The organism is Methylobacterium sp. Leaf469, from assembly GCF_001424745.1.
Lineage (GTDB): Bacteria > Pseudomonadota > Alphaproteobacteria > Rhizobiales > Beijerinckiaceae > Methylobacterium.
In genome coordinates this window covers 77616-99655 of sequence record NZ_LMRE01000042.1, presented here as the reverse complement: position 1 = coordinate 99655, position 22040 = coordinate 77616, and the positions used below count along the sequence as shown (strand labels likewise).

The following is a 22040-nucleotide window of genomic DNA, read 5'->3' as shown; positions in this document are numbered from 1 at the left end:
GGGCGTGTCGGGGGTCGCGGGTCCGGTCACAGCAATTGCCCGATGGTCTCGAGGAGACGGCGCTGGTCGAAGCTCTGCTTGGTCAGGTAGGCGTCGGCCCCGAGGTCGAGGCCGCGCGCCACGTCCTCGGGATCGCCCCGCGAGGTCATCAGGATGACCGGCAGGCGCGCGACGGATTCCTCCGCCCGGATGGCCTTCAGCAGGCCGAACCCGTCGAGGCGCGGCATCTCGACATCGGCCAGCACCAGCCGGATGGGCTCGATCCCGGCGCGCAGGCGCTCGATGGCGTCCTGCCCGTCGACGCAGACGACGACGCGGTAACCGGCCGCTTCCAAGATGCCCTTCTCCAGGGTGCGGGTGGTGATGGAATCGTCGACGACCAGGATGGTCGCCGGGGTGGCGGCGATGTTGTTCGCGAGGTTGTTCGAACGTGAGGCCGAACCGATCGTTCCGCGCTCCGCCCCTGGGAGGAGCGCGGCATCCGGTCCGGCCTGAAATCCGGCCTCCGCCGCCCGGGCGACGAGGCCGTCCGGTTCGAGGACGAGGACGGGGCGGTCGCCCAGGATCACCGTGCCGGAGACGAGGCGCGGGTCGGCGCCGATGGGCGGCGCCGGCAGGACGAGGTGGGTGCGGACCTCGCGCAGGGTCTCGACGACGAGGACCACGCGCCGGCCCCCGGCCCGCAGGACGACGGCGGCCCCCGCCTCGGGCGACCGGCCGCCGGGACGACCGAGCAGATCGGCCAGCGCCAGGACCGGCAGGGTGGCGCCTGCGCCGCCCTCCGACACGACCCTGAGGACCGGCCGGCCCATGGCCCGGTCGAGGTCGCGCGGATCGAACCGGATCACCCGCTCCACGGCGGCGCTCGGCACGGCGTAGGTCGCCTGCCCCGCTTCGACGAGGAGCATCGCACGCCGCGCCGCCTGCAGGGGCAGGGTCATGGCGAGCTCGGTGCCCCAGGGCGCTCGGGGACTCAGGCGGACCTGGCCGCCGAGGCGGCGGACGGCGTCGGCCACCACGGACAGGCCGATGCCGCGCCCCGACAGGGTGTCGACCTCGGTCGCCGTCGAGAGCCCCGCCTCGAACACCAGGGCGAGGAGCGCCTCGGGATCATCCTCCGTCGCCGCCAGCCCCCGCCGCCGCGCGGCCTCGGCGATGGCACGCAGATCCGGCCCGCGCCCGTCGTCGTGGACCGTGACGACGAGGCGCCCGGTCCGGACGGCGACGTCGAGGCCGATGGCGAGGGCCGGCGGCTTGCCGCTGCGGGCGCGCGCCTCCGGGGCTTCGGCCCCGTGGCTCAGGGCGTTGCGCAGGGCATGCAGCACCGGGTCCTTGAGGGCCTGGAGCATCGAGCGCTCCACCGGAAGATCGAGGCCGGTGGTCTGGACGGCGATCTCCTGCCCGCCCTCGCGGGCGAGTTCGCGCAGGGCGCGGGGAAACCCGCCGAACACCGTCTCGGCCGGCATCAGGGCGAGGCGCTCGGCGTGCTCGGCCACCCGGGCCGCGGCCGCCTCGACGGCGGAGGCGACGGTGAGGCGCACCCGCAACAGGTCGGCGGCCTCGCGGGCCAGGGCGAGCAGACCGGTCTCGAGGTCGCGCAGGGACGTCGCGGCCGTCGCCGTCCCGCGCAACCGCTCGGCCATGAGGCCGAGGTCGCCCGCCCGCCGGGTCAATCGGGCGAGCCCCTCGGCCAGGACCACCTCGCCCCCGAGGGCACTCGCGAGCTCGTGACTCGCCCGGGTCAGGGCATCGATGGCCTCGGCCGGGACGCGCAGCAGCGCGCCGGCCTCGGGCGCCGGATCCGGCGCGGTCGGCGCAGGGGCGGCGGGTGGAACGGCCGGCGGCGCTTCGGCCGACCGGAGCGCCGGATCCGGCGCGGCTGCCACGGGGGATCCGGGGTCGAGGCAGCGGTCGAGGGCCTGCAGCGCATCGTCCGGCATCGGCGCGCCGACCCCGTCGGTAAGACCGCCGACATAGGCCTCGATCCGGTCGAGCGCGAGCTGGACCGCGGCCTCCGCCCCCCGGTCGAGGGTGCCGCCGCCTTCGACGATGCGGTCGAACAGGGTCTCCAACCGATGGGCCACGGCCTCCACCGCGGGCAGGTCGACGGCCCGCGACGCCCCCTTCAGGCTGTGCGCCCGGCGGAACACGTCGTTCCAGTCGCGGGACTCCGCCGCCCCGGCCAGGGCCGCGCGGATGGCGTCGATATGCTCGCGATGTTCGACCTCGAAGGCCGCGAGGAGGAGTTGGCGAATGTCCATCCGGTTCGGCTCGCCGCTCAGGCCCGCTTCCGCAGGTGCGAACGCACGTGCGGAAGCGGGCCCGGGCCCTTCGGGAAGCGGGTTCGTTTCATGGCCTCGGCCTCCCGCGTCTCAGAGTGCCTCACAAAACTCCCGGTCATCATCGGTTCTCGCCTCGAATACGGCGTTGCAGCGGGAGTTTTGTGAGAGACACTCAGTGCCGGTAGCGCTCGGCCAGGGTCATCAGGGCCTGGGCCAGCTCGGTGAGATTGGCCGAGGCGGCCTCGACCTCGCGGGTGCCGGCTGCCGTCTGCTGGCTCGCCTGGCGGATGTTCTGGAGGGCGCCCATCACCTGCTCGATGCCGAGCTGCTGCTGGTTGGTCGAGGCGACGATCTGCTGGAAGGTCTGGACGCTCTCCTCGACCCTCGCGGTGATCTCCTCGATGGTCCGCTGGGTGGTGTCCGAGCGGGCCTTGCCGGCGGCGGCGCGCTTGACCGCCTCCTCGGTCAGCATCACCGAGGTGTTGATGCCGCGCTGGATCTCGCCCAGGATCGTGCGGACCTGCCCCGTCGCCGCCTTGGCCTGATCGGCGAGCAGCTTCATCTCCGAGGCGACGACGGCGAAGCTCCGCCCGCTGTCGCCCGCCGCCGCCGCCTCGATGGCGGCGTTCAGCGCCAGGAGGTGGGTGCGCTCCGAGATGTCGTTGACGGTGGTGATGATGTCGCCGATGGCCTGGGTCTTCTCGGACAGGGCGACGATGTTGCCCGCCACCGCCTCGGCCTGCTCGCGGATCGCCTCCATGGCCTTGGCGGTGTCGGCCACCGCGCGCAGGCCCGCCCGCGAGGTCTGGGCGGTGGATTGCGCCGTGGCGATGACCTCGCCGGCGCGCTTGCCGATCTGGGCGCCCGAATGGGTGATCTCGTCGACGGTGGCGGCGGTCTCCTGGACGGCGGCGAACTGCTCCTCGACGGAGGCCGCCTGCTCCTGGGCCGAGGCACGGATCTCCGCCGCCGCCGCGTTGAGATCCGCCGTCGCGGCGCGGTTGGTGCGCGCCAGATCGGCGAGCCCCGCCACCATGCCGTTGAGGGTGCGCCCGAGCCGGGCGATCTCGTCGTCGCCCTTCGTCGCCAGGGTGCCGGACAGGTCGCCGCCGCCGACGCGTTCGGCGAATTGCATCACGTCCTCCAAGGGCTTGACCACGCCCCGCCGGATGAGGGCGGTGATGAGAATGCTGAGCAGCACGCTGGCGGCCAGGGTCAGGATGACGGACCACAGGCTGCGGTCGTAGATTTCCGCGGCGCGCTGCTGGCCGGCGGCGATCCCGGCGTCGAGGGCCTCGCGGGTGCGCTCGATGTCGGCCAGGAGCACCTCCTGCATCCGGTTGATCGGCTCGTTGCGCGCCTCGATGGCCTCGGCGTCCCTGGCCGCGATGGCGGTGAATTGCGGCTCGCTGACCGCGCGCAACTGCCGGAAGTCGCCGGCCGCCGCCTCGGCGGTCTCGGCGAGTTTCTTCCAGGCCGCGGCGCGCGCCGGAGCCGGCGCCGTGGCGGAATACCCGTTGGCCGTCCGGACCACCTCGCCGAAGAGCGCATCGGCCTCCTGGCCCATGCGCCGCCAGGTCTCGACGATCTGGATCAGCTCCGCCTCCGGGCGGTTGCGCATGAGCGCCGCCATTACGGCGTTGCGCCGCAAGAGCCCCATGTCGCGGGCCTTGTTGCCGAGGTCGTCGAGCTGGCGCGCCACCGTCAGGTCCCGCTTGACGATGGTGTTCATGTTGTCGCGCACGGCGCTGATCTGGTCGAGGGCGTAGAGGCCCAGCGCCACGATCACCACGGTGATGGCGACGAAGCCGAGGAGGATGCGTTTTCCGATGGAGATCGACACAGGCTGGCTCAAGGCTCCACGAAACCGACGCACACCGGGCAGGTGGCGCCGGAGTGCCTTCAGGAACGCCCGATCACCGTCGGCTCTCGTTCCGAGCGCGACGGTGCGGCGGGCGTTCTCCGAGGGACACTCAGGACAGGTAGCGCCTGAGGAGGCGCGGCAGATCGACGGCGACGAAGCCGTCGCCCCCATGGGTTCCCGCCGGGGCATAGCCCGAAACCGCCCCGGGACCCAATCCCGCGACGGCCGGATCGAGGAGGCTTTCGGTGGCGTTCGGAAGGTCCGGGTCGGACGCCGCGATGGCGACGACGCCTTCCACCCGGTCCACGGCCAGGGCCACGGCCGCCGCACCACCGCGCAGGACCACGATATGACCGGCTCCGGGCTCGGCGGCACCGGGGCGTCCCAGCGCACGCGCAAGCCCGAGCAGGCTCACCACCCGGCCCGACAGGGCGACGACGCCGAGGAGGGCATCGGGCGCGTCCGGCACCGCCGTGACGGGGCGAGCGGGCAGGACCTGGGCGACCTGGGCGAGGGGCAGGCCGTAGCGATCCTCGCCGCACGCGCACACGAGGAACGAGCGCAGGGTCACCCGCTGCCCCGCGGCCCGATCCCGCCCCGCGAGGGCGCGCGTGCGGGCCTCCCGCAGGGCCCGTCGGCGGGCGGCTTCGGCAGCTCCGTTCATGGGGTGGCGTTCATGGCGGACGTTCTTGGGATGGCCTTCATTCGGCAAGATCCTCCAGGGTGGAACGCGCAAGGGCCGCGCTCTGCGCCAGTTCCCGCGGGCCGATCCCGTCGGCTTCGGCGAGATGCGCCACGGCCGGCAGGGTCTCGCCGAGGCGGATGGCATTGTCGAGGAACCGGCAGCCCTCCGCCGGCCGCGTCATGGCGATCAGAAGCAGGCCGAGCTGATAATGCGCCATGACGAAGCCGGGATCGAGGTAGAGAGCCCGTCGCAGCGCCGCTTCGGCCTCCGCGTCGCGCCCGAGGGTCCGGGCGAGGAGCCCATCGTAATAGTGCAGGACCGCCGCCATCGGAGCGGCACGAAGGGCCGCCCGGACCTTGCGCCAAGCCTGGCCGGTCTCGCCGGCATCGCTCAGGGTGCGGATCCAAGTGAGATCGTCGTCGAGGGTCTCCGGTGGAGCGGTGTCGTTCCGAGGACGAGCGTCCCGCCCCGCCCCGTCCGCATCTGCCCCCACCTCCAGCGTCCCACCGGTCGGGCAGACCGGCAACGGGTCCGCCACGCTCCGAAGATCGGTTGCGCTCGCCCCTTCGCCGATCCAGGGAAGGGTGGGTTCCCACGGGGCGGAGGGGACGGGCGGCTGCACCATCACCGGCTCGCCGGCCCCCCGGGGGCGGTAGGCCACGGTGCCGGGCAGGTTCACCGGTTCGAGGGTCTGGGCGAAGGCGGGATTGGGCTCGGCGTGGCCGATGAGAAGCCAACCGTCCGGCAGCAGGCGCCGCCCGAGACCGCGCACGATCCCCAGCACGATTTCGGCCTCGAAGTAGATCAGCACGTTGCGGCACAGGATTAGATCGAAGTCGGCGAGGTGCGGCGGCGCGGTGCCGTCGACGAGCTCCATCAGGTTGCGGCGCTCGAAGCGGACCATCCGGCGGTAGTCGGTGCGCAGGGTGTAGGTCCCCTCCCGGCCCGGACCCGGCAGGACCGGGCCGGACGTGAAGTAGCGCAGCCGCTCCTCGGGCGGCAGGGTTCGAAGGGCCCAGCGGCCGTAGAGGCCGGCCCGCGCCGTCGCCAGGGCCGCGGTGCTGATGTCGGTGCCGGTGATGGCGATGCGCCAATCGGGCAGGGCGGGACCGAGGAGCTCGTTGAGGAGAATCGCGAGGGAATACGGCTCGGCCCCCGTCGAGCAGCCGGCGCTCCAGATCTTCAGGGAACGCTCATGCGCCCGCGCCGCGATCAGGCCGGGCAGAATGGTGCCGCGCAGGGCGGCGAACTGCTCGGCGTAGCGGAAGAAGAAGGTCTCGCCGATGGTGATCTCGGCCTCGAGGGCCGCCCATTCGGCCTCGCCCAGGGCCCTGTCGTTCAACAGAGCCGCGTAGGCGGCGCAGTCGGGCAGGCCGTTGGCCTTGAACCGCTTGCGCAGGCGATCCAGCAGGAGGTCGTCCTTGTCGGCGTAGTAGTGGTGGCCGGTTCGCGCGATGATCCGAGCCTTGAGGGCCGGGAAGGCCGGGTCGGATTGCGGACCGAACCGGTCGGGCCGCTTCATGCAGGGATCCGCCCGAATGCGGCGAGGCGTCCGGCCGCGGCGCGGGTGAGGTCGTCCAGGCGCTGGCGCTCTTCGGCGGTGAGCAGACGGGCCAGGTCCAGGACATGCACCATGCGGTCGCCGAGGGTGATCTCGGCCGTGACGCAGCCGTTGAGGGTGCGGGTCTCGGCCACGGTCTGGATCGCCGTGCTCGGAACGACGACGAGATCCTCGACCCGATCCACCAGGAAGGCCGCGGTCGCGTCCGCCGCGAGGACGAGGTGGCGATAGGGGTCGTCCGCTTCCGCGCCGTCCCGGGCCGGGAGGCCGAGGAGACGGGCGAGATCGACCACCGGCACAGGCACGCCGCCGAGGTCGAGGAAGCCCGCCAGTGGACCGCCCGTCGCCGGGGGTGCATGCAGGTCCGGCAGAGGCAGCACCTCGCGCACGGAGGTCCGCACCAGGGCGCAGGGACTTCCGGCGACGTCGAGGAGGAGCAGGGCCGTTGTGGTCGACAGGGAATTTTCCGATGATGGCATCGCGGGCGGGGCGAGGTTCGACGCGCTGGCATTCAGCACGTCCCAGATAGGACGGCCAGGGCCGGGCGGGCAAACACTTCAGGCCCGAGGTCGTGTGTTTTCGAGGTCCCCACGCCCCCGAACGCCACCAGCCTGGAGCCGCGCTCTTTTCCGCCGAACCGGCATCCACTTCGGCGGAGAGCGCCCTAGATGGGTCGTGCGTCGGACGGGGACGCGCTCCCACACCGGACAGGATCTCGCATGCGACGGATCACGCGCCTCACCCTCATGGTGGCCCTCGCCCTCGGCCCCCGCGTCGCCTTCGCGGAGACGCCGGGTGCGGATTGGCTCACGCCGGCACAGACCAAGCAGGCCCTGAAGGCCGCCGGCTATTCGGAGATCATCAAGCTCGAAGCCGACGATGGCCATTGGGACGGCGAGGGCATCAAGGACGGGCGCCGGATGAAGTTCGATGCCGATCCGAGAACCGGCGCCGTCCTGGGCGAAGTTCCTGCCGAGTAGATCCGCGTTGACCCTGAGGGGCGGATCGGCTACGACACGCGACACGAAATTCGATCCGTCGGTTCGGCGGGTGAAGAGATCAGACGGTCATTCCGATGCGTGCCATCCTCATCGTAACGAAAGCGCCACCGACGGGGCGGTCCTGACACCAGGGACCGCGATCCGGATGGTGGCGCATGCAGGGTCCTTCGGGGCCCTTTTTTGTTGCCGCGACGAGAGACGACACGGATTTCAGAACAGAGTTCGAGGAGCAGGACGATGGGCGGCGAGGTCATGACTGGGGCCGAAATGGTCATCCGGGCGTTTCAGGATCAGGGTGTCGACACCCTGTTCGGATATCCCGGCGGCGCGGTGCTGCCGATCTACGACGCGCTCTACCATCAGGACACCCTGAAGCACGTTCTCGTGCGCCACGAGCAGGGCGCGGTCCACGCGGCGGAAGGTTACGCACGCTCGTCCGGCAAGGTCGGGTGCGTCCTCGTCACCTCGGGACCGGGCGCCACCAACATCATCACCGGCCTCACCGACGCCCTGCTGGACTCGATCCCGCTGGTCTGCATCACCGGACAGGTGCCGACGCACCTCATCGGCACCGATGCGTTCCAAGAGTGCGACACGGTCGGCATCACGCGCCACTGCACGAAGCACAACTACCTGGTCAAATCCATCGCCGACCTGCCGCGCATCCTGCACGAGGCGTTCTACGTCGCCTCGCACGGGCGGCCGGGCCCCGTCGTCGTCGACCTGCCGAAGGACATCCAGTTCGCCAGCGGACTCTACGAGCGTCCGACCCAGAACGGCCACAAGACCTACAAGCCCGCCTTCAAGGGTGACGCAGGCCAGATCCAGGCGGCCGTCGAGCTGATGGCGAACGCGCGCCGGCCGATCCTCTATACCGGCGGCGGCGTCATCAACGCCGGCCCGCACGCCTCGACCCTGCTGCGCGAACTCGCGGCCGAGACCGGATTCCCCGTGACCTCGACCCTGATGGGTCTCGGCGCCTTCCCGGCCTCGGACGAGAACTTCCTCGGCATGCTCGGCATGCACGGGACCTACGAGGCCAACCTCGCCATGCACGAGTGCGACGTGATGGTCTGCGTCGGTGCCCGCTTCGACGACCGGATCACCGGGCGCCTGGATGCGTTCTCGCCGTTCTCCAAGAAGATCCACATCGACATCGATGCCTCCTCGATCAACAAGGTCGTCAAGGTCGATGTCGGGATCGTCGGCGATTGCGGCTCGGTGCTGGAAGACATGCTCGCCGCCTGGAAGGCCCTGCCGACCCGGCCGGACCCAGAGCGCTTCGACGCCTGGATGGGCAAGATCCGCACCTGGAAGGCGCGCGACTGCCTCGCCTACTGGCCGTCGGGCACGATCATCAAGCCGCAATACGCGGTGCAGCGTCTCTACGAGGCGTGCAAGGACCGCGAGACCTACGTCACCACCGAGGTCGGCCAGCACCAGATGTGGGCGGCGCAGTACTTCAAGTTCGAGGAGCCGAACCGCTGGATGACCTCGGGCGGCCTTGGCACCATGGGCTACGGCCTGCCCGCCGCCATCGGGACGCAGCTCGCCCATCCGGACGGGCTCGTCATCGACATCGCCGGCGAGGCGTCGATCCTGATGAACATCCAGGAGATGTCCACGGCGGTGCAGTATCGCCTGCCGGTCAAGATCTTCATCCTGAACAACGAGTACATGGGCATGGTGCGCCAGTGGCAGGAGCTGCTGCACGGCTCGCGCTACTCGCAGAGCTACTCCGAGAGCCTGCCGGACTTCGTGAAGCTGGCGGAAGCCTACGGGGCCAAGGGCATCCGCTGCGAGAAGCCCGGCGACCTCGACGCGGCGATCCAGGAGATGCTGGACTACGACGGCCCGGTGATCTTCGACTGCGTCGTCGACAAGAAGGAAAACTGCTTCCCCATGATCCCGTCGGGCAAGGCGCACAACGAGATGATCCTGTCGGATTACCTCGGTGAGACCGGCGCCGAGATCGGCGACATCATCTCGGAAGAGGGCAAGATGCTGGTCTGACCCGCATCCCGCCGGGCGTCTCCCGTGTCCCGGTCCCTAGCGCGGGTCGCCGAGGCGGCGCGCGCTGGACAGGCGGCTGCGCCAGCCCGGCGCGGCCGGACGCGGGGCCGGCCGATCGGACCGAGGGGTGAACGCCGCTCGCTTGGCCGGGGCGAGTCCTTCGCATTTGCGAAGCAGCGCGAAGAACTCGATCTCGCCGGGCTGCGTCGGCGTGAACTCGGCGAAGGCGAACGGCACCAGACCGATGGCGATCACCTCGCCGAGGACGGACACGAAGCTGTCGGGGGTGAAGACACTGCAATGCACATCGATCGTGCCGCCCGCCTCGTGGATACGCCGCGCATGCTCCAGGCCGGCCTCGGGCCCGTGTCCCGTGAACAGGGGGAAGCGGGTTTCGCGTCCCGACCAGACGGCCTTGGCATCCACCTGCACCGCGCGGGAAAAATGCTCGTAGACCTGGGCCGGGCTCGGGCCCGTGGGGCGGGTGAGGGAGGCCCCGACGAGGTCGCCGACGGAGGTGAGCGTGCGGCCGCGATCGAAGGTGAAGCGCATATCCGGGACGGCCAGGAACAGGAGGCCATCCTCGTGCAGGGCCTCGGCGCAATCCCTCAGCCAACCGACGGGGTCGGGCAGATGCTCGATGACGTGCGAGGCGACGATGTAGTCCACGGGACCACGGTCTCCGAGGGCTTGGGCGAGGGTCTGGCGGTCGAGGACGAGATCGACCTCCACCAGGGCGCCGCGGGCCCGCGGGCCGGCGGCGGCATGGCCGGCGTATTTCCGGGCGAGGTCGTCCGTCGAAAGATGGTCGGCGTAGAGGATGTCGCCGTCGCCGCGGTGCACGAGGGGCCGGTCGAGGGGACCGAGTTCGACGCCGGTCCGGCCGTGGGGCCTCACGGCGGCGAGCGTGCGCTGGCGACTGTCCATGGCGGCGCGGTATCATGACGTCTGGAACGGGTCCAGCATGGACCCGGATGGGCGAAGAAGCGAAGAGTTGGAACTGGGGCAAGCCATGAATGCGATGAACACCCACTACCCCGACGCCGGCCGGGTCGAGCCCATCAACCGGCACACCCTCGCGGTCATCGTCGACAACGAGCCCGGCGTGCTCGCCCGCATCTCGGGCATGTTCTCGGGTCGCGGCTACAACATCGAGAGCCTGACCGTCTCGGAGACCGAGGTCGCGCGCCACATCTCGCGCATCACCATCGTCACCACGGGCACCGATGCGGTGATCCAGCAGATCAAGTCACAGCTCGACCGCCTCGTCCCCGTGCACCGCGTGGTCGACCTGACGCTTCAGGGCCAGTCCCTCGAGCGCGAACTCTGCCTCGTGAAGGTGGCCGGGACCGGCGAGCACCGCACGGAATCCCTGACCCTCGCGGCCGCCTTCGGGGCCAAGACCCTCGACGCGACCCTGAATTCCTTCGTGTTCGAGGTCACCGGCACCACCGAGGAAATCGACCGCTTCATCGGCCTGATGACGGTGATCGGCCTCGTCGAGATTTCGCGCACGGGCATCGCCGCCATGGGACGTGGGTCGGAGGCGATGTGAGGCTTTTCTCTCGACGGTGGTACTGTCCTGCCACCGGAGGAAGGGGCTCTCGTCATGAAGGCCAAGCTCAACCAGACAGGGGATGAGTTCGTGATCCGGATTCCCGCGAAGGTGGATCGCGAGAACGGATTGAGCGATGGGCAGATCGTAGAGATCAGCCTACGCGGCCGTGTCCCCACACTCGACGAGATGTTGGCGGAGATGGATCGTCTCGGCCCGACCAATCTGCCGGAGCTGGTTGATTGGGGGCCGGACGTCGGCACGGAGATCATCCATGACGATTGGAGCCGCTGAGGCGGCCCTGCCGGATGCCCGGGATCTCGTCTGGGTCGACCTGCGCCCGACTCTGGGCCGCGAGCAATCCGGTGTGCGGCCGGCGCTCGTTCTCACCAACCGGGGCTTCCACCAGCGAAACGCCACCGCGATCATCTGTGCGGTGACGTCGAATGTGGCTCCCTGGCCGACCAAAGTCATCCTGCCGAACGGACTCGCCGTGAGCGGCGCCGTGTTGTGCGATCAGATCCGTTGCGTGGATCGCACGATGCGTGGCTTCCGACCGATCGGGAAAGTCCCCGCGGATGTCCTGAAGGATGTCCGAGGCACGGTCGCAAACCTTCTTGGTCTGCACCTCGATCTCTGAATGCGTGGAAACGAACATCGGCATGACCACCCTCTACTACGCCCCCGGCGCCTGCTCGCTGGCCTCGCACATCGCCCTGGAGGAGACCGGCACGCCGTTCGAGACCGTTCGGCTCGATCTGGCCAAGGGCGATCAGCGTGCGGCGGAGTACCTCGCCGTCAACGAGCGCGGGCGCGTGCCGGCCCTCGTGCAGGGGGGCTTGCAAGGGGGCTTGCAGGAGGGCTGGGTGCTGACCGAGAACACGGCGATCCTGCGCCACGTCGCGCGCCTCCATCCGGAGGCGGGCCTATGGCCGGAGGATTCGCGCGATCAGGCACGCGCCGACGAATGGCTCGCATGGCTCTCGACGAACCATCACATCGCCTACGCCCATGTCCGGCGGCCGGAGCGCTACACCGCCGACGAGGATGCGTTTCCGGCCATCGCGGCCAAGGGCGCCGATACGTGTGGCGACCTGTTCACCATGACGGACGTGAAGCTCTCGAACGGCGGCTGGGCCTTGGGGCACCGCTACAGCGTGGTCGATCCCTACCTGCTGCTGTTCTGGACCTGGGGCCGTGGCCCGGCCCTCGGCTTCGACATGGCGGAGCGCTTTCCCCACTGGACGGCGCATGCCCGCGCCATGGCGGCGCGCCCCGCCGTGCGGGCCGTCTTTGCCCGCGAAGGTCTGCGCCTGCCCGCGTAAAGAGCTGCGCCTGCCCGCGTAAGGCCCGTAGAACGCCGCTCGGATGACGATTCCCCTTTCGTCAAGGGAATCGTCTCGCTAAAAGCTGCCCGGATCGCACGGCCGCGCGGATGCTGTTTCAGATGAGGGCGCCGGAGCGCACTCATGCTCAATCGAGAGAAAAGAGAAGGTACCGCCATGCGGGTCTATTACGATCGTGACGCCGACCTGAACCTGATCAAGGGCAAGAAGGTCGTCATCGTCGGCTACGGCAGCCAGGGCCATGCCCACGCGCTCAACCTGCGCGATTCCGGCGTGCAGGGCATCGTCATCGCCCTGCGCGAGGGCTCGGCCACCGCCAAGAAGGCGGAGCACGAGGGCTTCACGGTGATGAACGTCGCCGACGCCGCCAAGCAGGCCGACGTCGTCATGATGCTCACCCCGGACGAACTCCAGGGCGACATCTACAAGGAGTCCCTGGAGCCGAACATGAAGCAGGGCGCCGCCCTCCTGTTCGCCCACGGCCTCAACGTGCACTTCAACCTCATCGAGCCCCGCAAGGACCTCGACGTGCTCATGGTCGCCCCCAAGGGCCCCGGCCACACCGTGCGCGGCGAGTACCTCAAGGGCGGCGGCGTGCCGACCCTGATCGCCATCGCGCAGGACGCCTCCGGCAACGCCCACGACCTCGGCCTGTCCTATGCCTCGGCCAATGGCGGCGGCCGCGCCGGCATCATCGAGACCACCTTCAAGGAGGAGTGCGAGACCGACCTGTTCGGCGAGCAGGCCGTCCTCTGCGGCGGCCTCGTCGAGCTGATCAAGGCCGGCTTCGAGACCCTGGTCGAGGGCGGCTACGCTCCCGAGATGGCCTATTTCGAGTGCCTCCACGAGGTGAAGCTCATCGTCGACCTCATCTACGAGGGCGGCATCGCCAACATGAACTACTCGATCTCCAACACCGCCGAGTACGGCGAGTACGTCACCGGCCCGCGCATCGTGACGCCGGAGACCAAGGCCGAGATGAAGCGCGTCCTCAACGACATCCAGTCGGGCAAGTTCACCCGCGACTGGATGCTGGAGAACAAGGTCGGCCAGACCTCGTTCAAGGCCACCCGCGCCAAGCTCGCCGCCCACCCCATCGAGGAAGTCGGCGCCAAGCTGCGCGGCATGATGCCGTGGATCTCCGAGAAGGCCCTCGTCGACAAGGCCAAGAACTGATTCTTTTCGGGATGGCGCAGCCGTGCTCTGCTCGGCTGCGCCCCATGTATGAAGCCGGCGTCGCGACAGCGGCGCCGGCTTTTTCGTGCGCGAAACCCTCCCCCCTTCGTGGGGGAGGGTGGTCGCGGAGCGACCGGGAGAGGAGCAGCGCCACGTTCGCCATCGTAGCCCCCCTCGTCCGACCCGCTTCGCGGGCCACCTTCTCCCGCGGAGGGGAGAAGGGCGCGCCCCGCTGTTGTGATCTACCGAAAATCCCGGCAATCATCTCCGTAACGGCCGCCCACCTCGAGAGCGGCCGACACACGGAGGACACCCATGGCATCGCTCTACTACGACGCGCATCGCGCGCTTCAGGAAGAGTACAACACCGTCAAGCTCGCCGAGCGCCTCGACACCGGCTGGGTGCATGACGGGATCGGCAAGGACGAGGCCGCCTTCATCAACAGCCGGGACATGTTCTTCCTATCCACCGTCGATCCGGACGGCATGCCCACCGTTTCCTACAAGGGCGGCAGCCCTGGCTTCGTGAAGGTGCTGGACGACAATACCCTCGTCTTCCCGGGCTTCGACGGAAACGGCATGTGGTACTCAATGGGCAACATCGAGGGTCAGTCCAAGGTCGGCCTGCTGTTCATCGACTTCGAGACCCCGCATCGGGTCCGCGTCCAGGGTCATGCCCGGATGCTGCGCGACGATCCCCTGATGGCCGAGTACACCGAGGCCAAGTATCTCGTGCGGGTCGAGGTCACCAAGGCGTGGGTCAACTGCCCGCGCTACATCCACAAGTACCAGAAGGTGGCACAGAACAAGTACGTGCCGACGCCCGACAAGGAGACGCCGCTGGCCCTCTGGAAGCGCCTCGACATGGTGGCCGACGTGATCCCCGAGGAAGACAAGGCGCGCGTCGCCAAGGAAGGCCAGATCGAGTTGCCGGAATACGAAGCCCGGGTGGCGCGCGGCGAGAGCTGAACCACTCAGGAGAACGCCCCGTGGACCGACTGGTAGGGGTCCACGGGGCGTATCTGGGGGCAGGCTCGCGTTAATGCCCGGGACGGCGGCGATCCCCATGGATGGCGTCGGGTCCGGGCGTTCCCGCTGTGTGGATCGTCAGGCGCCGCCGCGGTAGCAGCGGATCTCGGCCTCGGCCTGCGCCCGGCGGAGCTCGGCGACCTTGTCGTCGAAGACCTTGGTCGACTTGAACTCGTTGGCGCGCTGACCGATGCCCTGACGCATGGACAGCACGGTGCTGGCCTGGACGTAACGGTCGTAGGGCAGGATCGACGCCAGGGCATCGAGGGAGCACGAGCAGCGCGACAGGGATTCGCGGGACTGCCCGTTCGCCGCCATGCAGCCGAAGATGTAATCGGCCCGGGTCTCAGTCGGATAGTCGTTCTCTAGCTCCGCCGCCTGCAACGGACCGGCGAGGCCGGCGACGAGAAGGGCGGGGAGGGCGAGACGCTCAACCAGCGTTCGGAACATAGGTCAGGTTCTCTTCCAGGAGTTCGCCACCCTCGGCGTTCTTCGACTGCGCCTCGATGGAGACGAGTTCGCCGGGCACGGAATCGGACGTCACGAAAGTATAGCGGATGTTCTCCATCCCGCGCATGCGCTCCTTCATCCGATCGTCCAGAAAAGGCTGCGTCTCGATGCGCCAAGCGGACACGGTCCGCCCCTTGTAGTCGATGGTGGTCGGCGTCACCGTCGCGTTGTCGCGAAGCCCCTTGCGGATGGCATTCTTGATGTAGCGGGGGTTGGCCGAAAGCACCCGTGCCATGTCGATGAGGTGATGCTCCAGGAACAGGGTCATCACGGGGTTGCCCGGCATGTTCTCGAACGGGCCGGCGGGAAAGCGGTTGGCACCCGAGAACATCTCGACCCGGATATCACGGCTGTCCGCGCTCTGTCCGGCCTCGACGCCCAGCTTGATCGTATCGTCCAGGGGCGGCCCGAACGGGCCCTTCGAGATCCCGCTGCGGCGGATGTAGCCGTAGGTGAGCTTCGTGCCGGGGGGCACGTTCTGCATCTGCGGCCGCTCGAACAGCAGGTCGGAGGCGTTCGGAGCGCCCGTGCTGGCCTTGGCGACGGCTGGAGCCTCGGTCGGGGGCGTGCTCTGGGCCAGGGCGGAGGTGGCCGCCAGCATCAGCAGTGCGGCAAGGGTCGCAGACTTCAAAGGGACACGTCCTCGTTGAGCGGCGTACGCACGTTGGGCTGCACGTTACTGCCGATGGTCCGGTAGGTGTAGTCGGGCGGGGTCTCGGCCGCTTCTTCCGTGGCGAGATCACGCACCTTGGCGTGGAGCGGCGAGAGCGAGCAGGCCGGGTCGGTGGCGGCGGCGTCGCCGGCGAGCGCCAACGCCTGGCAGCGGCAGCCGCCCCAATCCTTCTCGCGCCGGTCGCACGAGCGACAGGGCTCCTGCATCCAGTCGGTGCCGCGATAGGCGGTGAAGGCCGGCGAGTTCGCCCAGATGTCGCCGAGCGAGTGGTCGGTGACGTACCAGAACTCGAGCTGCTTGATGGTCTCGGCGGCGTGGCACGGCAGCACCTTGCCGGCCGGCGTCACGTTCATGAGCTTGCGTCCCCAGCCGCCGGCGCAGGCCTTGGGGTACTTCGCGTAGTAGTCCGGCACCACGAGGTCGATGACGAGCTGGCCCTTGAGGCGCTCGCGCGCCGCCTCGACGATGCGGATCGAGCGATCGACCTCGGCCTTGTTCGGCATCAGAGCGGCGCGGTTGACGTAGGCCCAGCCGTAATACTGGGTGTGGGCCACCTCCAGGCGCTTGGCCCCGAGTTTGACGGCGAGATCGATGAAGCCCTCGACCTCGTGGATGTTGCCGCGATGGATGACGGAATTGAGCGTCAGCGGCAGGCCGAGCTGGGTCACCCGCTCGGCGAAGGCGAATTTCTGGGGTTGTGCGTTCTTCAACCCGCCGATCTTCTCGGCATTCGCGGCATCGACGCCCTGCACCGAGAGCTGCACGTGGTCGAGGCCGACGTCGTAGAGCGCGTCGAGCTTGGCAAGCGCGCCGCCGACGCCCGAGGTGATGAGGTTCGAGTACAGGCCGAGCTTCGCGCAGGTCTGGGTGATCTCGACGATGTCGTTGCGGGCCGTCGGCTCGCCGCCGGAGAGGTGGACGTGGAGTACGCCCAAAGCCGCCGCCTCCGTCAGCACGCGCTGCCAGGTTGCCGTATCGAGTTCGCCCGAGCGCCGGTCGAGTTCGAGCGGGTTCGAGCAGTACGGACAGCGCAGGGGGCAGCGATGCGTCAGTTCGGCCAGGAGCCCGACGGGCGCCGGCAGGACGGGGGCGGTCGGCGTGATCGCGTTCATCGCTCAAGAACCCGTTTGGTGGCGAGGTCGTTCAGCATGACGAGGATATCGGCCTCGATTACCGCGCGGTCGGCGGTGAATTTCTCCGCCAGCAGGCCGGCGATGTCGCGCACGGTGCGGGTCCCATCGACGAATTCGAGCACCGCCACGGCGTTGGCATCGAGGTCGAAGGTGCGCTCGGGGGCGAGCAGCACGTGCTCGCCGCGCACGGTGTCGTGGCGCAGGCGCACGCCGCGCGGCAGGCGCGGCACGTCGTGCGGACCCAGCGTGCCGGTACCGGCCGCCTGCGCGGTCACGGTCTCGGGGACGAGACCGGTGCCGGGGGTCCAGGCGTCGGGCGGGGTGAGGCCTGGGGCGACATAGGCGAAATACAGGGCGTCGAGCTGCGTCCACAGAACGTTGCACTTGAAGGTCAGCGCCGCCATCGCCTGTCGCTGCAACTCGGGGGTGGTGGCGTGCTTCTGCACGTAGTCGAGGGCGAAGTCGGCGTCGCGGGGCGCTTGGGTGAGGCGCTTGTCGAAGTAGGCCAGGGTGTCCTTGGTGATGAAGTCGTAGTTCTTCAGCATCCCGGCGACGCGCTCGGAAATGATGGTCGGCGAGAACATCTCGGTGAGCGAGGAGGCGATGGCCTCCAGCAGCGAGCGCTCCTTCACGAAGTGGACGTAGGCGTCCACGGAGAACCGGGTCGCCGAGAGGATGCCTTCGGTCGATTCCACATAGGCTCGCGAAAAACCGACGCCCTCGGCGAGCTTGAGCCAACGCTCGATGCCGCCGTCACCGGGCGCATCACCGTCGTGATCGACGATGCGCTGGCGCCAGATCCGGCGAAGACTCGCATCCTCCATCCGCGCCAGCACGGCCGCGTCCTTGATGGGGATCATGGCTTGGTAATAGTAGCGGTTGAGCGCCCAGGCGCGGACCTGATCCTTGTTCAATTCGCCATCGTGCAGCAGGCGGTGGAACGGATGCAGGTTGTGGTAGCGCTTCGCGCCGATGTCGCGCAGGGCCGCCGCGAGTTCCTCGGAGCTCAGGAGGCGCTGGGTCTCATCGGCGACGGGCGTGGGGAAAGGCGCGGTCATGGGCGTTGTCCGGCTCCAACGGTGGGCGTTTCCTGGGCGCTTCTTCTAGATGGTACCGTGATCCCTGTCAGGCCAACGACACCACGAACGCAATTATATTGCGCACTACATAGGTGCTGGGGTAGTAAATTGCCAGCGTGTCACACTCGACAATCGGTGCGACCGGGTCACGTGAAGGCCGCCGCGGGCCGTCAGAGGGACAGGCTCAGACCGTCGTGGGCCACGGTCCAGCCCTCGACTTCGACGGAGGCGCGCTCGGCCGAATCCTCGACCAGCACCGGATTGGTGTTGTTGATGTGCACGAAGACGCGATGGCCAATTTCGATGTCGGCGAGCGCCGCGATGGAGCCGTTCTCGCCCGTCATCGGCACATGGCCCATGCGCCAGCCGGTCTTGGTGCCGACGCCGGCGCGGATCATGTCGTCGTCGAGCAGAACGGTGCCGTCGAACAACAGGGCCTCGACGCCCGTGATCTGGGCCTTGAGGCGGTCGGTGACGCGGGCGCAGCCGGGAATGTAGGCGAGCCGCTTGCCCCCCGCCTCGATCATCGCGCCGACGGTGGTCTCGGTCTCGGCGCCGAGGTCCACGGTCTCCCCCTCGAGCCAGAGGGGCACCTTGCCGGGCACGGAGAACAGGGTGACGGTGAGCCCGGGCACCGGCTCGAAGGCCGCATCGAGGCCGATGGATTCGCGCGCGACGACCCCGTCGGCCATCACGTCGAACACCCGGTTGGCGTTCACCGAATCGAGGATGCCGGCCGTCCCGTAGAGGGTGAAGGGCTGGCCCTCGCGCAGGGTCAGCAGGCCGGCGACGTGATCGACGTCGCCGTTGGTGAGCAGCACGGCATGGATCGGCGAGTGGCGCAGGCCCTCGCGCGGGTGCAGCACCGGAGTGTCGAACAGCTGCTGGCGGATATCGGGGGAGGCGTTCACCAAGAGCCAGCGATCCCCATCGGGGGACACGGCGATGCTCGACTGGGTCCGCGGCCTCACGCGGGTGGAATCCTCGCGGGCGAGGGAGCAGATGGGGCAGCGGCAATTCCACTGGGGAAGGCCGCCGCCCGCGGCGGAGCCGAGGATGACGACATGCATGGCTGAACCGACGCTGTCCCGCTCCTCAGGCTCGCTCCGACAACCTTAGTTGAAGGTATCGATCTCAGCCGACTCGTAGCTCGTGACTTCCATGCCAACGCAGATCTCGGAAACGACGGGGGCAGCCCAGGTCATGGTGTTTCTCCAGAGTTTCTTTTGAACAGCAGCGCCCCGATCGACCTTAAGAAGATCGTAAGACACTGACGGCGCAGTGGTTTCTGTCGCGGGAGCTATATCGACAATTCCGCCCGGCAGGGCAAGCGTTAAATTGCCGGTTTCTCCCGCTATCCTCTCAGAAAGCGCTTACGCGGCGCGCCCTCAGTGCCGGAAATCCTGTCCCTTGAGGTCCAGCATGAAGCCGCGTCCGCGGACCGTCACGATGACCGGGCCGCCCAAGCGAACGAAGTCCGACAGCTTGGTGCGCAGGTAACCCACGTAGACATCGACGACATTCAGCGACAGGCCACCCTGGCCCGCCCAGAGCTTGTCGAAGATGTCGCCGCGCGACACCGGCTGGTTGGCCTTGTCCATGAGGAGCGCCAGGAGCTCGGCCTCGCGCGGGGTGAGGCGCGCCGTCGCATCCGCAAAGCCGACCTGCCGGATGTTGAGGTCGAGGACGAGGCGGCCGGCGGTGACGATGGTGCGGGGCTCGTCAGATTCCTTGCGGCGCAGGAGATGGGTCTGCAGGCGGGCGAGGAGCTCGTCGAACACGAATGGCTTGACGATGTAGTCGTCGGCGCCCAGCGCCAGGCCTTCGGCGCGGTCGCGGACCTCGTCGCGGGCAGACAGGAACAGGATCGGACCGGGGTAGCCGCCTTCGCGGAGCGAGCGGCAGACATCGTGGCCCGAGCCGTCCGGCAGGGTGATGTCGAGGACGACTGCCTCCGGCGCCGAGTCGCGCGCCGCGATGAGGGCATCGTCGACGCAGCCGGCGACCCCCACGGAGAACCCTTCCGCCTCGAGGCCACGCGCGAGCATGGCGCGAATGTCGCTGTCATCCTCGACGATCAAGACCCGCGTCATGCCGTGGTTTCCTTCTCTGTCCGATGGGAGGCCGACGCTGCTTCGTCGGAAACGGGAAGTGCGAGGGCGACCTGCGCCCCGCGATCCTGAGGCCCGGCCCCCAAGCGGATCGCACCATCATGCCGCTCCACGACCCAGCGCGCCAGGGCCAGGCCGATGCCGAACCCGCTCTCGCCGGACGGGCTTTCGCGGCGGAAACGCTCGAACAGGGCGTCGCCGGTCTCCGGAAAGCCGGGGCCGTCATCCGTGACGGTGACGGTCGCCACGCCGTCGAGGGAAACCGAAAGCGCGAGGGTGACGCGGGTCAGGCCGCGGGCATGCCGCAGCGCGTTGTCGACCAGGCTTTCCAGAACCTGACGGAGCCATTCCCGGTCGGCCAGGAGAACCGCATCGGTGGCGATGGGTTCCAGGACGAGGCCGACGCGGCGGCGGGCCGCCTCGGAGGCCATGCCCTCGACGGCGTCGGCGAGGATCGCCGAGGCGAGGACCGGCCTCCGGTCGAGCTCGATCTGACCGGATTCCGAACGGGCCACCCGGAGCAGATCCTCGACCCGGCGCTGAAGCCGCAGGGCACGCTTGCGGATGGTGGAGAACACCGGCGCGTAGTCGATGCCGGGGCGTCCGGCCGATCGGGCGGCGATGTCGCATTCGCCCAGGATCACGGTGAGCGGCGTGCGCAGCTCGTGGCTGACATCGGCGAAGAACCGCCGGCGCGAACGGTCCACGGCCTCCAGGCGCGCGTTGGCGGCGCGCAGGTCCGTGGTGCGGGCCGCGACCGTATCCTCCAGGGCAGCCCGGTCGGCGGCGAGGCGTCCCTCGCGCCGGGCGAGCCGGGCGGCCATGCGGTTGAAGTTCGCGACGAGCAGGCCGAGCTCGTCCCGGGTCGCGACGGACAGGCGGGTGTCGAGTTCGCCCCGGCCGACGGCGCTCGCCGCCTGACGCACCGCCGCGATGCGCGCGAGCGTCGGGCGCGTCACCGCCCGGTACAGTCCGAACACGATGGCCAGCGCCGCCGCCACCGCCGCCAGGGACGCCACCCGCAGGGTCGCGGACAGGTCGCGCGCGGCATCCGACCCCGCGATCATCGAACGGCGCTCCACTTCGATGAGGAAGGAGAGGGGCTGGCCGGTCATGGCGCCGAAGCCGTTGAGGGCGCCGCGGATCGCGCCCTTGCGCTGCTCGTCCTCGGACCGGCGCAAGATCTGGGCGACCTGCCGGTCAAGGACGGCACGAGCCGAGCGGAGCTGCGCCAGGGGGCGCGAACGGGCGGCGTACTGCGTCCGGTCGAGGGGATCGTCGCTGACCGCGATGCTGCGTCCCAGGGCCTCGTCGACGGCGACCAGGGCGCGATCGACGTTGGTGCGGGCAACCGACAGGCCTTCCGGCTGCGCGTCCGGATTGCTCACCGCCTCCAGGGCGGCGAGACCGTACTGGGTCATGCGGCCCGACAATTCGACCAAGAGTTCGAGACGCCCCTGTGCCGCCAGGGTCCGGTCGATGGTGCGCTCCGCCGCCCCGATCGACCACAGCACGCCGAGGGCCGCCAGGACGACGAGCAGGGCCGTGCTGCCGAGGAGCAGGGCGAACCGAACCTTCAGCGAGCGCATTGTTCGGCCAATTCTTGCCACTTCCTCCCATGCACGACAGATGATCCGCAGATCATCGTCGCGCATGGCGGATGTCTAGGCGCAGAAAGCCAGTTTTCGCAAGTGCAGCGGCTCAGCCGGCGAGGGACGGGGTTCGCGACGCGATCACAGATCGCGCGGAACGGTCCCCCGTACGGCGCAGCGCCAGCGGTTCACCTGCCATTCCGGATGCTCCGCCTGCCATTTGGCCAGCGCGCTCTGGGAGTTGCGCAGACACACGGCTGGGCTGCGGGCCTCGAACGAGAGATCGATCCGGTCCTCGCGGCAACGTGTCGGCTCGGACAGGAGACAGATCGAGAGCAGGATGAGCATCGGCTGCGCCTTGGAATGCGTCGGACTGGACGCGCGGGCCAGCACGATGATGCTTCCCGGCGGGACGGAAAGGTCGCCCGCA

The 22040-nt window shown here is 69.1% G+C and carries 23 protein-coding genes; 8 read left to right on the top strand and 15 right to left on the bottom strand.

The window, feature by feature from the left end; genetic code table 11:
• Nucleotides 1–26: 26 nt before the first annotated feature.
• The 5 genes from ASG60_RS17380 to ASG60_RS17360 all read right to left on the bottom strand — a co-directional run bounded on the left by ASG60_RS17380 (nucleotide 27) and on the right by ASG60_RS17360 (nucleotide 6871).
• On the bottom strand, nucleotides 27–2261 hold the full coding sequence (locus tag ASG60_RS17380) for a response regulator (protein WP_056386858.1): 2235 nt from the start codon (nucleotides 2259–2261) through the stop codon (nucleotides 27–29).
• Nucleotides 2262–2454: 193 nt separating this feature from the next.
• Nucleotides 2455–4125: a methyl-accepting chemotaxis protein gene (locus ASG60_RS17375; RefSeq protein ID WP_056175240.1), complete on the bottom strand. Its 1671-nt coding sequence runs from the start codon at nucleotides 4123–4125 to the stop codon at nucleotides 2455–2457.
• A gap of 130 nt (nucleotides 4126–4255) precedes the next feature.
• Complete coding sequence (locus ASG60_RS17370) at nucleotides 4256–4810, bottom strand: chemotaxis protein CheW (RefSeq protein WP_056361386.1); 555 nt, start codon at nucleotides 4808–4810, stop codon at nucleotides 4256–4258.
• A 37-nt stretch (nucleotides 4811–4847) separates the two neighbouring features.
• On the bottom strand, nucleotides 4848–6353 hold the full coding sequence (locus tag ASG60_RS17365; RefSeq protein ID WP_056386856.1) for a protein-glutamate O-methyltransferase CheR: 1506 nt from the start codon (nucleotides 6351–6353) through the stop codon (nucleotides 4848–4850).
• Complete coding sequence (locus ASG60_RS17360) at nucleotides 6350–6871, bottom strand: chemotaxis protein CheW (RefSeq protein WP_056386854.1); 522 nt, start codon at nucleotides 6869–6871, stop codon at nucleotides 6350–6352. The genes ASG60_RS17365 and ASG60_RS17360 overlap by 4 nt, the downstream gene beginning before the upstream one ends.
• Nucleotides 6872–7111: 240 nt before the next feature.
• Between ASG60_RS17360 and ASG60_RS17355 the strand changes: the two genes are divergently transcribed.
• Together ASG60_RS17355 and ASG60_RS17350 are read left to right on the top strand one after the other, a co-directional pair.
• The gene (locus ASG60_RS17355) at nucleotides 7112–7372 is read left to right on the top strand and encodes a PepSY domain-containing protein (RefSeq protein ID WP_056386851.1); all 261 of its coding nucleotides are present in this window, start codon (nucleotides 7112–7114) and stop codon (nucleotides 7370–7372) included.
• A gap of 258 nt (nucleotides 7373–7630) precedes the next feature.
• Nucleotides 7631–9406 carry an acetolactate synthase 3 large subunit gene (locus ASG60_RS17350; RefSeq protein WP_056261420.1) on the top strand — a complete coding sequence of 592 codons (1776 nt, stop codon included), beginning with the start codon at nucleotides 7631–7633 and terminating at the stop codon, nucleotides 9404–9406.
• Nucleotides 9407–9442: 36 nt separating this feature from the next.
• Here ASG60_RS17350 and ASG60_RS17345 read toward each other — a convergent pair whose 3' ends face one another.
• Entirely contained in the window at nucleotides 9443–10333 is an 891-nt protein-coding gene (locus tag ASG60_RS17345) for a methyltransferase domain-containing protein (protein WP_056386849.1), read from the bottom strand.
• Nucleotides 10334–10418: 85 nt separating this feature from the next.
• Here ASG60_RS17345 and ilvN point away from each other — a divergent pair, with 85 nt between their 5' ends.
• The 6 genes from ilvN to ASG60_RS17315 all read left to right on the top strand — a co-directional run bounded on the left by ilvN (nucleotide 10419) and on the right by ASG60_RS17315 (nucleotide 14452).
• Nucleotides 10419–10961, top strand: coding sequence for an acetolactate synthase small subunit (gene ilvN, locus ASG60_RS17340; RefSeq protein WP_056175221.1), 543 nt, complete (start codon nucleotides 10419–10421; stop codon nucleotides 10959–10961).
• 54 nt (nucleotides 10962–11015) lie between these two features.
• The gene (locus ASG60_RS17335; protein WP_056386847.1) at nucleotides 11016–11255 is read left to right on the top strand and encodes a hypothetical protein; all 240 of its coding nucleotides are present in this window, start codon (nucleotides 11016–11018) and stop codon (nucleotides 11253–11255) included.
• On the top strand, nucleotides 11236–11601 hold the full coding sequence (locus tag ASG60_RS17330; RefSeq protein WP_056386845.1) for a type II toxin-antitoxin system PemK/MazF family toxin: 366 nt from the start codon (nucleotides 11236–11238) through the stop codon (nucleotides 11599–11601). The genes ASG60_RS17335 and ASG60_RS17330 overlap by 20 nt, the downstream gene beginning before the upstream one ends.
• A gap of 22 nt (nucleotides 11602–11623) precedes the next feature.
• Nucleotides 11624–12286, top strand: a complete 663-nt coding sequence (locus ASG60_RS17325) for a glutathione S-transferase N-terminal domain-containing protein (RefSeq protein ID WP_056386993.1) — start codon at nucleotides 11624–11626, stop codon at nucleotides 12284–12286.
• A gap of 177 nt (nucleotides 12287–12463) precedes the next feature.
• Nucleotides 12464–13483, top strand: coding sequence for a ketol-acid reductoisomerase (gene ilvC / locus ASG60_RS17320; RefSeq protein ID WP_056175215.1), 1020 nt, complete (start codon nucleotides 12464–12466; stop codon nucleotides 13481–13483).
• Nucleotides 13484–13798: 315 nt separating this feature from the next.
• On the top strand, nucleotides 13799–14452 hold the full coding sequence (locus ASG60_RS17315; RefSeq protein ID WP_056175212.1) for a pyridoxamine 5'-phosphate oxidase family protein: 654 nt from the start codon (nucleotides 13799–13801) through the stop codon (nucleotides 14450–14452).
• Between the two features lie 138 nt (nucleotides 14453–14590).
• Here the strand turns inward: ASG60_RS17315 and ASG60_RS17310 are convergent, their stop codons facing one another.
• From ASG60_RS17310 to ASG60_RS17270, 9 genes are all read right to left on the bottom strand, one after another.
• Nucleotides 14591–14962 carry a hypothetical protein gene (locus ASG60_RS17310; protein WP_056305168.1) on the bottom strand — a complete coding sequence of 124 codons (372 nt, stop codon included), beginning with the start codon at nucleotides 14960–14962 and terminating at the stop codon, nucleotides 14591–14593.
• Complete coding sequence (locus ASG60_RS17305) at nucleotides 14943–15653, bottom strand: hypothetical protein (RefSeq protein ID WP_244474190.1); 711 nt, start codon at nucleotides 15651–15653, stop codon at nucleotides 14943–14945. Before ASG60_RS17305 ends, ASG60_RS17310 begins: the two co-directional genes overlap by 20 nt.
• Complete coding sequence (gene pqqE / locus ASG60_RS17300; RefSeq protein WP_056386843.1) at nucleotides 15650–16807, bottom strand: pyrroloquinoline quinone biosynthesis protein PqqE; 1158 nt, start codon at nucleotides 16805–16807, stop codon at nucleotides 15650–15652. Before pqqE ends, ASG60_RS17305 begins: the two co-directional genes overlap by 4 nt.
• Nucleotides 16804–17886, bottom strand: coding sequence for a pyrroloquinoline-quinone synthase PqqC (gene pqqC, locus ASG60_RS17295; RefSeq protein ID WP_056386842.1), 1083 nt, complete (start codon nucleotides 17884–17886; stop codon nucleotides 16804–16806). The genes pqqE and pqqC overlap by 4 nt, the downstream gene beginning before the upstream one ends.
• 191 nt (nucleotides 17887–18077) lie before the next feature.
• The gene (pqqB, locus tag ASG60_RS17290; RefSeq protein ID WP_056386839.1) at nucleotides 18078–18977 is read right to left on the bottom strand and encodes a pyrroloquinoline quinone biosynthesis protein PqqB; all 900 of its coding nucleotides are present in this window, start codon (nucleotides 18975–18977) and stop codon (nucleotides 18078–18080) included.
• A gap of 45 nt (nucleotides 18978–19022) precedes the next feature.
• Nucleotides 19023–19112, bottom strand: coding sequence for a pyrroloquinoline quinone precursor peptide PqqA (gene pqqA, locus ASG60_RS17285; protein ID WP_018043604.1), 90 nt, complete (start codon nucleotides 19110–19112; stop codon nucleotides 19023–19025).
• Nucleotides 19113–19295: 183 nt separating this feature from the next.
• Complete coding sequence (locus ASG60_RS17280) at nucleotides 19296–20000, bottom strand: response regulator transcription factor (RefSeq protein WP_056095386.1); 705 nt, start codon at nucleotides 19998–20000, stop codon at nucleotides 19296–19298.
• Complete coding sequence (locus ASG60_RS17275) at nucleotides 19997–21607, bottom strand: HAMP domain-containing sensor histidine kinase (RefSeq protein ID WP_056175193.1); 1611 nt, start codon at nucleotides 21605–21607, stop codon at nucleotides 19997–19999. The genes ASG60_RS17280 and ASG60_RS17275 overlap by 4 nt, the downstream gene beginning before the upstream one ends.
• A 144-nt stretch (nucleotides 21608–21751) precedes the next feature.
• Nucleotides 21752–22003 carry a hypothetical protein gene (locus tag ASG60_RS17270; RefSeq protein ID WP_244473867.1) on the bottom strand — a complete coding sequence of 84 codons (252 nt, stop codon included), beginning with the start codon at nucleotides 22001–22003 and terminating at the stop codon, nucleotides 21752–21754.
• Nucleotides 22004–22040 lie beyond the last annotated feature (37 nt).